This window comes from Nocardiopsis sp. NPDC055551, from assembly GCF_053619415.1.
The window spans coordinates 41817-56092 of the sequence record NZ_JBSHJJ010000013.1 but is presented as its reverse complement, the minus strand read 5'-3'; the positions used below and the strand labels follow the sequence as shown (position 1 = coordinate 56092).

Below are 14276 nucleotides of genomic sequence, written 5' to 3'. Positions count from 1 at the left end.
GCGCCCGAACGGGCGACCCCCGTGGTCCACGAGGGAGCGTCCGGGCCCGCGCAACGTGGCACCATAGGGCCATGCCCAAGATCACGGCTCCGACCATCGCCGCTCACCGTGCCCGCACACGGGAGAGCATCATGGACGCCGTCGACGAACTGATCAGGTCCCAGGGGATCGACCGCGTCTCCATGACCGACGTGGCCAACGCCGCGGGCATCACCCGCACCGCGCTGTACAACTACTTCCCGGACAAGCCCGCGCTCCTGCTCGCCTTCACCGAGCAGGTCAGCGCGGCGTTCATGGAACGGTACAAGCGCGAGCTCCCCTCGGGGGTGTCGGCCGCGCGTCGTCTGTCGGCCTTCGTGCGCCTCCAACTGGAGGGCATCGTCGCGCATCCGCACCCGCCCGCCGCCGAACTCGGCGCCAGCCTCGGACCGGACGCCTACCAGGCGCTGGCCGCGCACGTGGCCCCGATGCAACGACTGCTCACCGAGATCCTGGAGGAGGGGACCACCTCCGGGGAGTTCGACCGCATGCCGTGCGAACGTGTCGCCTCCCTCACCCTCTCCATGGTGGGATCACGGCGTCTGCCCCTGGTGAGCGGTGAGGTCGGCCTGGAGGAGACCCACTCCCTGGTGACCAGGTTCGTGCTCCGCGCCCTCGGTGTGGCGACCGAAACCGTCGACACGATCCTGCCGGAAAAACCCTCGAACACCACTCTGGGTAGCAACTGAAACACCCTCGGCGATAAGGGTCCGCTCCTAATCCGCGATGGCCATGTGTGGCCGGTGTGGAACGGCATGAAGACGTGACGCCCGGGGAACGAGAGGATTCAGCCCGTCTCCCCGGGCCGTCCCCGTCCGCCCTCGACCCCCGTGAGGCCTCTCAGCCGTGTCCCTCGTACTGATCGCTCTCGGCGCCATGCTGGTGTCGGTGGCCCTGTTCAACAAGTTTCCGCGTCTTGTCGCCGAGCGCCCGGCCGCGCCCCGCACCGGTGGCGGGGTCGCCACCGCCCAGCGCACCACCGCGCCACCCCGGCTGCGCCTGGCCGACGCACGACTCACCGAGAACGGACGTGCCGTGTTCACCGCCATCGGCGGCAGCACGCTCATCATCGCGTTCTTTCTGGCCCTGTCCGGGCTCTAGGGCATGTTCCGCGAATACATACCCTGCTGTGCGACGCCCCAGCGGCACCTTCACTGCGTTCTCATCAGTCGACAGCCAAACCCAGGCTGACTCCTTCTTCGGCCTTGTGCCGGCACCACTGGATGCGCCGCTCGCGACGGGCAGCATCCACGGAACACGCCCTAGCGCCGCGTCAGGGTCGGGAGGGCCGGCCACCGGCCATACGGGCCAGCAGACCACCCGCGATCGTGACCGCGATGCCGCCGGTCACCACCGCGGCCCGGCCCACCCGTTCGCGCAGCAGCGACACGCGCCGAGCGGCGGCCTCGGCCAGCTCACGCTCGGAGGCACGGAAGGCGCCACCGCACAGCACCGGATCGAGCTCTCGGGGCCGCCAGCGCGCGAGGGTCCACGGCTTCATCGGCAGTCGCGGGCTCGTGCCCGGGGTGGTGCGCGGCTTGAACCGCACGGGCACCTCCTCGGGCGCGTCGGCTTGGAGGAATCGCGGCGAGGGACCGGTGTAGTACAGCTCGCCGGGAGCGTTGGCGATCATCTCCACCAGCAGCTTCGCGCAGGCCCTGGCGTCGCCCAGGGCCGTGTGCTGACCCGTGGGCCAGTCCCCGCTGAGCAGGTGGGAGGCGCGCGGCAGCGAGTATCGGGACAGCTCCAACTGCGAGCGCAGGGCCCGCAGCGTGCACAGGCCCGACTGCCCGGACGACAGCCCGGCGGGCACCAGTTCGGCGGCGAGGAACCGCTCCTCGAAGTCCAGGTTGTGGCCCACGACCACGGCCCCGGACAGCAGTTCGGCGATCCGGGGGACGATCTCCGCCGCACGCGGGGCGCCGATCAGCTCGCCTTCACCGATCCCGTGGAACTCCTGGCCGCCGAGCGGTGCTCGGGGGTCCACCAGGGTGCTGAACTCGTCCACGACGCGACCGTCGCCGTGCACCCGCACCACGGCGAACTCCACCAGCCGGGCGCCCTCGCGCGGATCCAGGCCCGTGGTCTCCACGTCGATGACCGCGTACTCCAGGTCCGCCGCCCGCGTCCCGACCCGTCTGCGGGTCAGCGCGCCCGTTCGCAGCGTTCCCATCGTGTTCCCCACTCCTCGCATCAGCTCTCGGTCGCGGCGTTCTCACCGCCGGCAACGACCCTACTGCCCAGGTCGGGCAGCAGGGTCCGTCAGGTCGGAACCCTCAGGAGTGGGAAGAATCGTCCTCTTGTGTACGTTTTGACGCGTGCCCGGCAAAGGTCGGGGGATCCGATCTCCCCCATGGCCCGGGAACAGTCACCCGATCGGCCCCGATGGCGAGGAGATCCCACATGACCCAGAACCCGATCCCCGGTTACGTCCCCCTGGCGGAGGTCGTGCGTTCCGGGATGCGTGAGAGTGTCCACTACGGTGCCGTCGTCGGCCTGTCCCCCGAAGGAGAGATCGCCTACGCCCGCGGCCCCGTGCACGACCCCATGTTCCCCCGTTCGGCCGCCAAGCCCTTCCAGGCCCTGGCCATGCTGCGGGCGGGCGCCGATCTTGAGGACGCCTCCCTGGCCATCTCCGCGGGCAGCCACGGCGGCGAGGACATCCACGTGGCCGAGGCCGAGCGCATCCTCTCCGCCGCAGGGCTCACCGCCGACGACCTCGGCTGCCCCGAGGACGTCCCCGGCGGTGCCGCGGCCCGCAAGGCCTTCTACGCCGAGGGGCGCTCCCCCTCACGCCTGTACATGAACTGTTCGGGCAAGCACGCCGGCATGCTCGCCGCCTGCGCGGCCAAGGGTTGGGACACCGACGGCTACCTCGACCCCGAGCACCCCTTCCAGCAGCTGGTGCGCGAGGCCGTCGAGGACATGTGCGGTGAACAGGTCTCGCACACCGCCGTCGACGGTTGTGGGGCGCCCCAGCTCGCGGTGACCCTGGTCGGCCTGGCCCGCGGCGTGCAGAGCATGCGTCTGTCCCCCGAGGGCACCCCCGAACGCTCCGTCCTGGAGGCGATGAGCACCTACCCCGAGTACGTCTCCGGCACCGACCGGATCGACACCGAACTGATGCGCCGCGTGCCCGGTCTGGTCTCCAAGGTCGGCGCCGACGGGGTGCTGGTGCTCAGCGCCGCCACCGGCGAGACCGTCGCGGTCAAGATCAGCGACGGTGACGCCGAACTGCGGGCTCGTACGCTGGTCGGTGTCACCGCCCTGCGGGCCCTGGGAGTGGACGTCGAGCCCATCGCCGACCACCTCACCGTCGACGTCCACGGTGGTGGAGGAATCGTCGGCCACGTCGGCGCGCTGTAGACCGGGAGCGCCCCCGAACCCAACGCCCGCACACCACACGAGGGAGAACGCACGGTGTCCGACACCCTGGACCAGATCGTCATCGCAGGCGCGGGGATGGCGGGACTACACGCCGCCGAGGCCCTGCGCGAGCACGGGTTCGAGGGTCGTCTGACCCTGCTCGGAGAGGAGCCCCACGGGCCCTACTCGCGTCCCCCGCTGTCCAAGGAGGTCCTGACCGGCATCGGCATGGACCCGGCCTCGGGCGGGGCCGGATGGTTGGTCGGGCACCGTGCGCTGCGTCTGCGCGAGGAAGAGGTGGTCCGGGACCTGGACCTGGATCTGCGTCTGGGCACCCGCGCGGTGGGCCTCGACCCGGTCTCTCGCGAACTCCGGTCGGCCGGCCCCGAGGGCGCCTCCTCCCTGCGCTACGACGGGTTGATCGTGGCCACCGGAGCGCGGGCCCGGCGGCCCGACACCGACCTGGCCGGGGTGCACGTCCTGCGCACCCTCGACGACGCCGAGGCGGTGCGCTCCGCCTTCGACTCCACGGGGGCTCTGGTGGTGGTCGGGGCCGGTTTCGTCGGTGCCGAGGTGGCCGCGAGCGCCCGAGCCGTGGGCATGGAGGTGACCCTCGTCGAGGCGGCGACCACCCCGATGACCCGGGTGGTGAACCCCGTGATCGGCGAGGTCCTCACCGAGATGCACCGGGAGAACGGTGTCGACGTGCGCCTGGGCGTGAGCGTGACCGGGTACGAGGGACACGGCGGTGTGGAACGGGTGCTTCTGTCGGACGGCTCGACGATCGAGGCGTCGCTGGTGGTGGTCGGGATCGGCGTGCACCTGAACACCGAGTGGCTGCGCGGGTCGGGCGTGGAGCTCCTGCCGGACGGGGCGGTGCTCTGCGACGAGTACTCCGCGACCTCCGTGCCGAGCGTGTACGCGGTCGGGGACCTGGCGAACTGGCCGCATCCCCGCTACGGCGGTCGGATCCGCCTGGAGCACTGGACCAACGCGAGCGAGCAGGGTGAGGCGGCCGCCCACAACCTGCTCGCCGGTTCGGGTCGTGCTCCCTTCACCCCGGTCCCCTATTTCTGGTCCGACCAGTACAAGAAGAAGATCCAGCTGTTGGGACAGGGCGCTCCGGCGGATCAGGTCACCTTCGTGCACGGTTCACCCGAGGACCGGAAGTTCGTGGCGTTCCTCGGGCGCGGGGGGATGCTCACCGGGGTCCTGGGGTTGCGATCCACCCCGCGCACCATGCGTTACCGGGGCCTGTTGGAGAAACCCACCACGTGGGAGGAGGCCCTGGCCGCCGCGAGGGTCGGTCCCGCAGCATGATGGCCTGCTTGGGCACGACCTCTCCGCCCGACGGACCTTCCCCCGCCGGCGCCGCTACCGGGCGAACCGGTCGGTGGCCTCGATGAGACGGTCGAGGATGCCCGGCTCACTGACCGCGTGTCCGGCGTCGTCGACGACGTGGAACTCCGCCTCCGGCCAGGCGCGGTGCAGGTCCCATGCGGTGCGCATCGGGGTGCACACGTCGTATCGGCCCTGGACGATGACGCCGGGGATGTGGCGGATGCGCTCGGCGCCCTCGATGAGCTGTCCGGGCGTAAAGAAACCCTTGTTGTGGAAGTAGTGGTTCTCGATCCGGGCGAACGCCAGCGCGTAGTCCTCGTCGGCGTAGTTCTCGCGCAGCGACGGGTTCGGCAGCAGCGTGATCGTGGAACCCTCCCACACGCTCCACGCGCGGGCGGCCTCCAGGCGCACCCCACGGTCCGGGGAGGCCAGACGGCGCGCGTAGGCGGCGACGAGGTCGTCGCGCTCCTCCTGCGGGATGGGGGCCAGGTAGGACTCCCACAGGTCCGGGAAAAGGTTGGAGGCACCCTCCTGGTAGAACCAGCGGATCTCCTGGTCGCGCAGGGTGAAGATGCCGCGCACGATCAGCTCGGTGACCCGCTCCGGGTGCTTCTGGGCGTAGGCCAGGGCCAGGCAGCTGCCCCAGGAACCACCGAAGACCTGCCAGGCGTCCACCCCGACCATCTCGCGCAGTCGTTCGATGTCCTCGACCAACGTCCAGGTGGTGTTGGTGGACAGGTCCACGTCCATGCCACTGGCGTGCGGGGTGGAACGTCCGCAGTTGCGCTGGTCGAACAGCAGGATCCGGTACTTCTCCGGGTCGAAGAGCCTGCGGTGGTCGGAGTTGCAGCCGCCGCCCGGGCCACCGTGCAGGAACACCACCGGCTTGCCCGTGGGGTTGCCGCTCAGTTCCCAGTAGACGCGGTCACCGTCGCCGACTTCGAGCATCCCGGAGTCGTACGGTTCGATCGACGGATACAAGGTGCGCAAGGCATGGCCTTTCATAGCTGTGGCGGGGCCGGACCGGGATCAGAGCCGGTCCAGCAGCTCCGCCTTCTTGGTGCTGAACTCGTCCTCCGTCAGCAGCCCCTCGGCGTGCAGGCGACCGAGCTCACGGATCTTCGCGAAGATCGCGTCGCCGTCGTCGCCGGCGGCCTCCAGCGCGGCGGGTTCCTCCACCGACACGGTGTGGCTGTTGACGGTGGCCGCCATGAGGAGGGTCTCGTCGCTGCCCTTGGCGCCGTGCGAGACCAGGGTGAAGAAGTCGTTCTCCAGGTCGGAGGTCTCGGTCAGGGTCACCCCGCGCAGGACCACCCGCAGGAAACCCTCGCCGAAGTCGACCTGCGGGGTCCAGTGGACGCGGTCGATCTCGGAGAGTCGGTACTCGCGGAACTGTTCTCGTTCCTTGGGGGTGCTGGTCATCCACCCGTCCCACTGCAACCGCACCCGCTCTCCGTCGAAGGAGGCGGAACCCTCGGCGGTGCGCACCTGCAGGGGCGGTCGGGCCACCAGCGCCCGAGCGGTCGCGGCGGGGTCCTGCGGTTCCTGTGTCATCTCGCGGGCGAAGCGGGCGGAGGCGGAGAGCTGTTCGGAGAAGTACTCGGCGACCAGTTCCTTCTCGTGCGCTCCGGTCAGCAACAGCGGGGTGGACGCGGCCCCCGTGGTGTCCAGGTCGGTGTAGGGGTCGGCCCCGTCCGCCAGGCGCATCCGCAACCGCCACCCTCGTTTGCGGTCGCCCGGGTCGAACTCCACCTCGCGCACCGCGGCGAGCGGCACCGTACAGTGCCCCAGCGCCTTGAACAGTTGTGGGACCTTGCGCCCGGTCCCGAAACCGACGCGTATCCGCTCCTCGTCGAAACGCCAGATCGCGTGGTGCCCGTGTAGCTCCTCCATGGTCCACCACCTTAGAGGGGGCGACCCACGACACAAAGCCCGCGTCGGCACGGTTCCGGGCGGCCCTCCAGGCGTCACCGGGGGCCGTCGAGGGTAGAACCTCAGGGGCACACCCCGACCCACCGCCCGCACGGCGGTGGCGGCCCGTGGACGGCGCGCGGCGCGCGCCGGAGCCGAACCGGAGGTCTTCGATGTCGAAAGGGATGTCCGAGGGCGCGCGGGAGTTCCGTGCCGCGCGGGACCTGCTCCTACAGCGCCAAGAGGACCGGGAGGACCAGGAGACCGTCCGACGCGAATTCGCCTGGCCCCGGCCCGAACACTTCAACTGGGCGCTCGACCACTTCGACCACGTGGCGACGACCCGGCCGGACCGGACGGCGTTATGGCTGGTGGAGGAGGACGGCACCGAGACCCGCCACACCTACCGGCGGTTGTCCGAGCGCTCCGACCAGGTCGCCAACTGGCTGCTCTCGCAGGGGGTCCACCCCGGCGACCGGATCATGGTGGCCTTGGGCGACCAGGTCGAACTGTGGGAGATCACGCTGGCCGCGATCAAGCTGGGAGCGGTGGTCTGTCCCACCTCGCCGGCGCTCGCGGAGGGCGACCTGGTGGATCGGCTGGACCGAGGCGAGATCTCGCACGTGGTCTGCTCTCCCACCGAGACCGAACGCTTCGACCCGTTGAGGGGTCACTGGACGCGGATCTGCGTGGGCTACATGGACGGCTGGCTCAGCTACCCCGACTCCGAACACGCCGGGCTGGAATTCCAGCAGCCCAGACCCACCGCCGCCGGCGATCCCCTGCTGATGTACTTCACCTCGGGGACCGCCACCGCGCCAAAACCGGTCACCCACACTCAGAGTTCCTATCCCATCGGGCACCTGTCCACCATGTACTGGCAGGGGGTCCGGCCGGGGGACATCCACCTCAACGTGTCCGCGCCCGGGTGGGCCAAGCACGCCTTCGGCAGCTTCTTCGGCCCGTGGAACGCGGAGGCGACCGTGCTCGTGGTCAAGCAGGCCGCGTTCGATTCCGAGAGATTCCTCGACGCGCTGGTGCGGCGCGGGGTGGACACCCTGTGCGCTCCGCCCACGGTGTGGCGGATGCTGGCCCAGGCCGACCCCGGGGCGTATCGGGTGAACCTGCGCGAGGCCGTGGCCACGGGTGAACCGCTCGATCCCGAGGTGATCCACCGCTTCCAGGAGGCGTGGGGGATCACCGTGCGCGACGGGTTCGGGCAGACCGAGACGACCATGCTCATCGGCAACGGCCCCGGACAGCCGGTGGTCACCGGTTCCATGGGCCGCGCGCTGCCCGGATACGACATCTCGATCATCGACCCGGCCACCGAGGAACCCTCCGACACCGGCGAGATCTGTGTGGACCTGGGCAACGCCCCCGTGGGCGCGATGCGCGGTTACTCCGACGATCCCGAACGCACCCGCCGGAGCACCCGCGCGGGCCGGTACCGCACCGGGGACATCGCCTCCGTGGATTCTCGCGGTCACATTACCTATATCGGCCGAATCGACGACGTGTTCAAGGCCTCGGATTACCGCATCTCACCATTCGAGCTGGAAAGCGTTCTGGTCGAACACGAATACGTGGCGGAGGTGGCCGTGGTGCCCTCCCCCGATCCCCTGCGACTGGCGGTGGTCAAGGCGTACGTGACCACGGTCGACGGGGTGGCACCCGACTCCGAGAGCGCGCGGGCCATCCTGCAGTACGCGCGCGATCGACTCTCACCGCACAAGCGGGTCCGCCGCCTGGAGTTCGGAGTCCTGCCCAAGACCCACTCGGGTAAGATCCGACGGGTGCACCTGCGCCGGGCCGAGTCCGAACGCGGCACGGTCACCGACGGCACACGCAACCCACGTGAGTTCTGGGAGGAGGACCTCCCCGGGTTGAAGGAATGATCCCTCCCCACCCGCGAGGTTCCGAATAATCGCACCCGCGCCTTTTCGTCTCAGAACATGAGACGGAGTTCGGGCAATTGCGCAAATGTGTCCTTTCCCATCCCCGCGAACCGGTGGAATGACTCACGTCACCACGCCGGCACCGATGTGCCGCGCTACGGTTTCAGTACCGCAACAAAACGACCGGACGGGAACAGGGAAACGATGACGAGCACCAATGACACACGGGTGGCGAGTTACAAGCCGCTCATCGCGCCCCGGGACCTGCTCGCGGAACTTCCGCTCGGCGACGAGAGCACCGCCTTGGTCGAGAGCTCGCGCGCCGAGGTCAAGCGCGTCCTGGACGGGGAGGACGACCGTCTGCTGGTCGTCGTCGGCCCGTGTTCGGTGCACGACACCGAGTCCGCCATGGACTACGCGAACCGCCTGGCCGAGCTGGTGCCGTCGATCAGCGCGGACCTGTGCGTGGTCATGCGCGTGTACTTCGAGAAGCCCCGCACGACCGTGGGTTGGAAGGGTCTGATCAACGACCCGGGGCTGGACGACACCTACGACGTGCACCGTGGTCTGCGCACCGCCCGCAAGCTCCTGTTGGACATCAACGCGCTGGGGCTGCCCGCCGGGACCGAGTTCCTCGACCCGATCACCCCGCAGTACATCGCCGACGTGGTGTCCTGGGGCGCCATCGGCGCCCGCACCACCGAGAGCCAGGTGCACCGTCAGTTGAGCAGCGGTCTGAGCACCCCCGTCGGGTTCAAGAACGGCACCGACGGTGACGTGCAGGTCGCAGTGGACGCCGTGGGCGCGGCCTCCGCTTCGCACACCTTCTTCGGTGTGGACCCCAGCGGTGCCGGTTCGGTCGTGGAGACCCAGGGCAACCCGGACTGCCACGTCATCCTGCGCGGCGGACGTAGCGGCCCCAACCACGACCCGGCCTCGGTGGGCGCCGCCCTGGAGGTCATCGGCGGGGCCGGTCTGCCTCCGCGGCTGATGATCGACGCCAGCCACGCCAACAGCGGCAAGGACCACGTCCGCCAGGTGGGTGTGGCCCAGGAGATCGCCGACCAGGTCGCCGAGGGCCAGAAGGGGATCATCGGCGTGATGCTGGAGAGCTTCATCGAGGAGGGCGCCCAGAAGCTCGGGGACCCGGCCGCGCTGACCTACGGCCAGTCCATCACCGACAAGTGCATGGGCTGGGAGACCACCGAGGGTGTGCTGACCAACCTCGCCGAGGCCGTGCGCCGGCGCCGCAAGAACGCCGCCTGACCCTCGTCCCCCACGACGTGGAAGGGGGCTCGACACGGAACATCCGTGCCGAGCCCCCTTTCCGCGTCCACGGGACCGTTCAGGCACCCGCGGCGCTCGGCGGGAGCACGTCGAGTTCCACCAGGAAGTCGCGTCCCAGCGACTCGCGCACCCCGGGGTCGGTGTCCTCGTCCAGACGCAACGCGAACGTGTGCAGGTCATCCCCGTTCTCCACCCAACCGACCCACCAGCCCGGCACCGAATCGGCCTCCGCGCCGAGACCGGTCCGCCCGTACAGGGTGTGGTCGCCGCCGCGTTCGATCTCCAGCATCTCCCGCAGTGCCTCCTGGTGCTCCACCTCCACCGGCAGGTCGGCGCGGGCCAGCGCCGCCAGGAACGTGGTCTGCTCCACCGCGGTGATCTCCAGCGGACCGTCCACCCAGAACCGGCCCGGTTCGCCGTCCTCGCCCACCTTGCGGTTGCCGTAGTCGAAACGGTCCACCCAGGTGGACATCCGGTCGTGACCGATGCGTTCGGCGACCTCCTGGTGCAACGACACGTCGGGGGTGGGCAGGGATTCGCGCAGACTCAGCTCGTCCTCGCCCCCGTCGGAGACCACCTCGTCGAGGTCGGACACCACACCCGTCTCCAGGGCGATGAGCGTGTTCGGGAGCTTGAACGTGGACGCCGGAACCACCCGTTCGCGGGCCTGCTCGGCGCCCACCACGGTCACGGAACCCTCCCGCACGTCGTGGAGCACGAAGGTGCCCTCCACCCCCGCCTCGTCCAGCAGCGAAGCGAGCTCGGGGCGCTCCACCGCCTCCAGGTCACCGAACGCGATCGGGGTGCCGCTCTGGTCCGGCCGAGCAGGCCGGTCCGCCTCGGGTTCGGCCCCACCACCCGAGCACGCGACGCCCGCCACGAGGGTGAGAACGGAACCGGTGGCGGCCAGGGCGAAGCGGACCGTCCTGGGAGAACGGATGGGAACGGTGTCGGTACGCACTCGGCTCCTCCAGCGGTGTTCGAGGGAACGTCCGATCCCAAGCTAGGTCATGATCCCGTTCCGGTCCCCCACCTTCCGAAGAGTCGATCCACAACCCGTCGGCCACTCTTGGGAGCCCTGTGTCGCCGCTGCTAGGCTGAACCCGTTGCTGACCCCGTACGGGAGAGCGCCCACGTAACCAACGCGGGCCGCCGAAGGAGCAATCCCTCCCCACAGACAACCTCTCAGGCACACGGACCGTACGGGCGAGACCACTCTGGAAAGCAGGGACGACGTTCCCTCGCCGAAGGTGCAAGCCACACCACATGCGTGGCGAAGCTCTCAGGCACCCATGACAGAGGGGGAGGATGGCAACGCCTCAACGCAACAATCGACGCCCATCCTCTCGGGAGTGCCCATGTCAGAGTCCACCTCCACGCCCCGTCTGACGGCGTTGCACAAGACCCACGAAGAGGCCGGGGCCACCCTCGTCGACTTCGCCGGCTGGCTCATGCCGCTGCGCTACGGCAGCGAGACCGCCGAACACACCGCGGTCCGCGAGGCCGCCGGGCTCTTCGACCTCTCCCACATGGGTGAGATCCGTCTGAGCGGCCCGCAGGCCGACCAGGCCCTCGACAACGCCCTGGCCGGCCACCTGTCCAAGCTCAAGGTCGGCCGCGCCCGCTACACCATGCTCACCGCCGAGGACGGCGGCGTCCTCGACGACCTCATCGTGTATCGCCTGGCCGAGGAGGAGTTCCTCGTCGTGGCCAACGCGATCAACGTCCCGGTGGTCGCCTCCGCCCTGGCCGAGCGCGCCGTCGGATTCGACGTCGAGGTCGTCGACGAGTCCGCGGACTACTCCCTCATCGCCCTGCAGGGCCCCAAGGCCGTCGAGATCCTCGCCCCGCTCACCGACGCGAACCTGGACGAGATCCGCTACTTCGCCGGCTACTCGCACAGCGTCGCCGGGGTCCCCGTACTGCTGGCCCGCACCGGCTACACCGGCGAGGACGGCTTCGAGATCTTCATCAGGCCCTCCGACAAGGCACCCGAGATCTGGGCCGCCCTCATGGCCGCCGGCGCCGAGCACGGGCTGGTCCCCGCCGGGCTGTCGGCCCGCGACACCCTGCGCCTGGAGGCCGGGATGCCGCTCTACGGCCAGGAACTCACCGCCGCGCTCACCCCCTTCGACGCCGGACTGGGCCGCGTGGTCAAGTTCGAGAAGGGCGACTTCGTAGGCCGCGCCGCCCTTGAGGAGGCATCGCGCACCGCGCGCGCCCGGCGCCTGGTCGGGTTCGTCGCCCGCGGCCGCCGCCCGCTGCGCAAGGGCCAGGACGTCCTGCGCGACGGCGCCGTCGTCGGAACCATCACCAGTGGCGCCCCCTCCCCCACCCTGGGCCGCCCCATCGCCATGGCCTACGTGGACGGCGACCTCGACACCACGACCGGCACGTTCACCGTCGACGTGCGCGGCCGCGGTGAGGAGGTCGACGTGGTCGAACTTCCGTTCTACCAGCGGAAGTCGTAGGAGCGGGGTCCCCTTCGGACCCCCGCAGGACCTGCGCGCGCCACCACCCGGATCCCCACGAGGGACCGGAACGGTCGGGGCGTGACCAGGCGTAGGTCGGGTCGGGCCGGCGCGTCCGACGGGCGCACGGCACACAAAGGACGAGCATCTCCAAGGAGAGTTGAAGTGAGCGTTCCCACGGAGCTGGGTTACACCGCCAAACACGAGTGGGTCGTGATCAAGGACGGGGTGGCCACCGTCGGCATCACCGCGTTCGCGGCCGAGTCGCTGGGCGACATCGTCTTCGTCGAGGCCCCCACCGTCGGGGAAGAGGTCAACACGGACGACCCGGCCGGCGAGGTCGAGTCCACCAAGTCCGTCAGTGAGATCTTCTCGCCGGTCGACGGTGAGGTCACCGAGATCAACGAGGCCCTCGAAGAGGCGCCCGAGACGATCAACTCCGACCCCTACGAGAGCGGTTGGCTGTTCAAGGTCCGGGTGTCCGAGGAACCCACGGACCTGCTCTCCGCCGCGGAGTACACCAAGCTGATCGAAGGCGAGAACTGAAGATGACCAGCGACAACCTGCTCAACCAGACCCTGAGCGAGCTGGACCCCGAGGTCGCCGCGGCGGTCGACGCCGAACTGGGCCGACAGCGCGACACCCTTGAGATGATCGCCTCGGAGAACTTCGCCCCTCAGGCGGTTCTGGAGGCCCAGGGCACGGTCCTGACCAACAAGTACGCCGAGGGCTACCCGGGCCGTCGGTACTACGGCGGCTGTGAGCACGTCGACGTGATCGAGCAGCTCGCGATCGACCGTGCCAAGGAGCTCTTCGGCGCCGAGCACGTCAACGTGCAGCCGCACTCGGGCGCCCAGGCCAACACCGCGGTGTACTTCGCCCTGCTCAAGCCGGGCGACACCATCCTCGGTCTGGACCTGGCCCATGGTGGTCACCTCACCCACGGCATGCGGATCAACTACTCCGGCAAGATCCTCAACGCCGTGGCCTACCACGTGCGCGACGAGGACGGCACCGTCGACTACGACGAGGTCGCCGCCCTCGCCAAGGAACACCGTCCGAAGATGATCGTCGCGGGCTGGTCCGCCTACCCGCGTCAGCTGGACTTCGAGCGGTTCCGTAAGATCGCCGACGAGGTCGACGCCCTGCTCATGGTCGACATGGCGCACTTCGCCGGTCTGGTCGCGGCCGGACTGCACCCCAACCCGGTGCCGTTCGCCGACGTGGTCACCACCACCACGCACAAGACCCTGGGTGGTCCGCGCGGCGGCATGATCATGACCAAGGCCGAGCTGGCCAAGAAGATCAACTCCGCGGTGTTCCCCGGCATGCAGGGCGGTCCGCTGGAGCACGTGATCGCGGCCAAGGCGGTCTCGTTCAAGGTCGCCGCGAGCGAGGAGTTCGCCGAGCGTCAGCGTCGCACCGTCGCCGGTGCCCGCATCCTCGCCGAGCGCCTGACCCGGCCGGACGCGACCGAGGCGGGCGTCAAGGTCCTCACCGGTGGCACCGACGTCCACCTCGTCCTGGTGGACCTGGTGGACTCGCCGATCAACGGCCAGGAGGCCGAGGATCTGCTGCACGAGGTCGGCATCACGGTCAACCGCAACGCGGTGCCCAACGACCCGCGCCCACCGATGGTCACCTCGGGCCTTCGGGTCGGCACCCCGGCCCTGGCCACCCGCGGCTTCGACGAGGACGACTTCCGCGAGGTCGCCGACGTCATCGCCGAGACCCTCAAGCCGGAGCGGGACATCGCCGCCCTGCGCGCGCGGGTCGACACCCTGGCCGCCAAGCGACCGCTCTATCCGAACCTGTAGCGGCGTTCCCGCCGTGCGGGCCCGGCCGGGGCCCCCCCGCGGGCGCCCCCCCCCCCCCCCCCCCGTGGAGAAACACGAGGGGCTCCAAGGGCCGAAGCACCCAAGACCGCTGGAAGGCTGGGATAGGACGCGGGGGGGGAAACACC

General features: G+C 69.8%; 13 protein-coding genes and 1 riboswitch. Of the genes, 9 read left to right on the top strand and 4 right to left on the bottom strand.

The genetic code is table 11. From position 1 onward, the window contains the following. Nucleotides 1-71: 71 nt before the first annotated feature. Together ACWGSK_RS22320 and ACWGSK_RS22315 are read left to right on the top strand one after the other, a co-directional pair. A complete protein-coding gene (locus ACWGSK_RS22320) occupies nt 72-728 on the top strand; it encodes a TetR/AcrR family transcriptional regulator (RefSeq protein ID WP_358504472.1) in 657 nt (218 codons plus the stop codon). Nucleotides 729-885: 157 nt separating this feature from the next. Continuing rightward, on the top strand, nt 886-1140 hold the full coding sequence (locus ACWGSK_RS22315; protein ID WP_452456629.1) for a hypothetical protein: 255 nt from the start codon (nt 886-888) through the stop codon (nt 1138-1140). 172 nt (nt 1141-1312) lie between these two features. Here ACWGSK_RS22315 and ACWGSK_RS22310 read toward each other — a convergent pair whose 3' ends face one another. Beyond that, complete coding sequence (locus ACWGSK_RS22310; protein WP_358504478.1) at nt 1313-2212, bottom strand: 3'-5' exonuclease; 900 nt, start codon at nt 2210-2212, stop codon at nt 1313-1315. 230 nt (nt 2213-2442) lie between these two features. Here ACWGSK_RS22310 and ACWGSK_RS22305 point away from each other — a divergent pair, with 230 nt between their 5' ends. Together ACWGSK_RS22305 and ACWGSK_RS22300 are read left to right on the top strand one after the other, a co-directional pair. Further along, nucleotides 2443-3405 (top strand): asparaginase, encoded by a 963-nt coding sequence (locus ACWGSK_RS22305; RefSeq protein ID WP_358504481.1) that lies wholly within the window; start codon nt 2443-2445, stop codon nt 3403-3405. A gap of 54 nt (nt 3406-3459) precedes the next feature. Further along, the gene (locus tag ACWGSK_RS22300; RefSeq protein WP_452456628.1) at nt 3460-4725 is read left to right on the top strand and encodes an NAD(P)/FAD-dependent oxidoreductase; all 1266 of its coding nucleotides are present in this window, start codon (nt 3460-3462) and stop codon (nt 4723-4725) included. Nucleotides 4726-4779: 54 nt separating this feature from the next. Here the strand turns inward: ACWGSK_RS22300 and pip are convergent, their stop codons facing one another. Both pip and ACWGSK_RS22290 read right to left on the bottom strand, forming a co-directional pair. Further along, nucleotides 4780-5736: a prolyl aminopeptidase gene (gene pip, locus ACWGSK_RS22295; RefSeq protein WP_452456627.1), complete on the bottom strand. Its 957-nt coding sequence runs from the start codon at nt 5734-5736 to the stop codon at nt 4780-4782. A gap of 39 nt (nt 5737-5775) precedes the next feature. After that, nucleotides 5776-6639, bottom strand: coding sequence for a DUF4429 domain-containing protein (locus ACWGSK_RS22290; protein ID WP_452456626.1), 864 nt, complete (start codon nt 6637-6639; stop codon nt 5776-5778). 191 nt (nt 6640-6830) lie between these two features. On the opposite strand from ACWGSK_RS22290, the gene ACWGSK_RS22285 reads away from it, so the two are divergent. Together ACWGSK_RS22285 and ACWGSK_RS22280 are read left to right on the top strand one after the other, a co-directional pair. Beyond that, nucleotides 6831-8555 (top strand): AMP-binding protein, encoded by a 1725-nt coding sequence (locus ACWGSK_RS22285; RefSeq protein WP_452456625.1) that lies wholly within the window; start codon nt 6831-6833, stop codon nt 8553-8555. A 204-nt stretch (nt 8556-8759) separates the two neighbouring features. Beyond that, the gene (locus ACWGSK_RS22280) at nt 8760-9821 is read left to right on the top strand and encodes a 3-deoxy-7-phosphoheptulonate synthase (RefSeq protein ID WP_358504493.1); all 1062 of its coding nucleotides are present in this window, start codon (nt 8760-8762) and stop codon (nt 9819-9821) included. 79 nt (nt 9822-9900) lie between these two features. Here the strand turns inward: ACWGSK_RS22280 and ACWGSK_RS22275 are convergent, their stop codons facing one another. Then, nucleotides 9901-10803, bottom strand: a complete 903-nt coding sequence (locus ACWGSK_RS22275) for a penicillin-binding transpeptidase domain-containing protein (protein WP_452456624.1) — start codon at nt 10801-10803, stop codon at nt 9901-9903. A gap of 149 nt (nt 10804-10952) precedes the next feature. Further along, a riboswitch (glycine riboswitch) is annotated at nt 10953-11053 on the top strand. Between the two features lie 147 nt (nt 11054-11200). Between ACWGSK_RS22275 and gcvT the strand changes: the two genes are divergently transcribed. From gcvT to glyA, 3 genes are all read left to right on the top strand, one after another. Beyond that, entirely contained in the window at nt 11201-12313 is a 1113-nt protein-coding gene (gene gcvT / locus ACWGSK_RS22270) for a glycine cleavage system aminomethyltransferase GcvT (protein WP_358504499.1), read from the top strand. A gap of 165 nt (nt 12314-12478) precedes the next feature. Then, nucleotides 12479-12859: a glycine cleavage system protein GcvH gene (gene gcvH, locus ACWGSK_RS22265; protein ID WP_358504502.1), complete on the top strand. Its 381-nt coding sequence runs from the start codon at nt 12479-12481 to the stop codon at nt 12857-12859. Between the two features lie 2 nt (nt 12860-12861). Beyond that, on the top strand, nt 12862-14130 hold the full coding sequence (gene glyA / locus ACWGSK_RS22260; RefSeq protein ID WP_452456623.1) for a serine hydroxymethyltransferase: 1269 nt from the start codon (nt 12862-12864) through the stop codon (nt 14128-14130). Nucleotides 14131-14276: the final 146 nt, after the last annotated feature.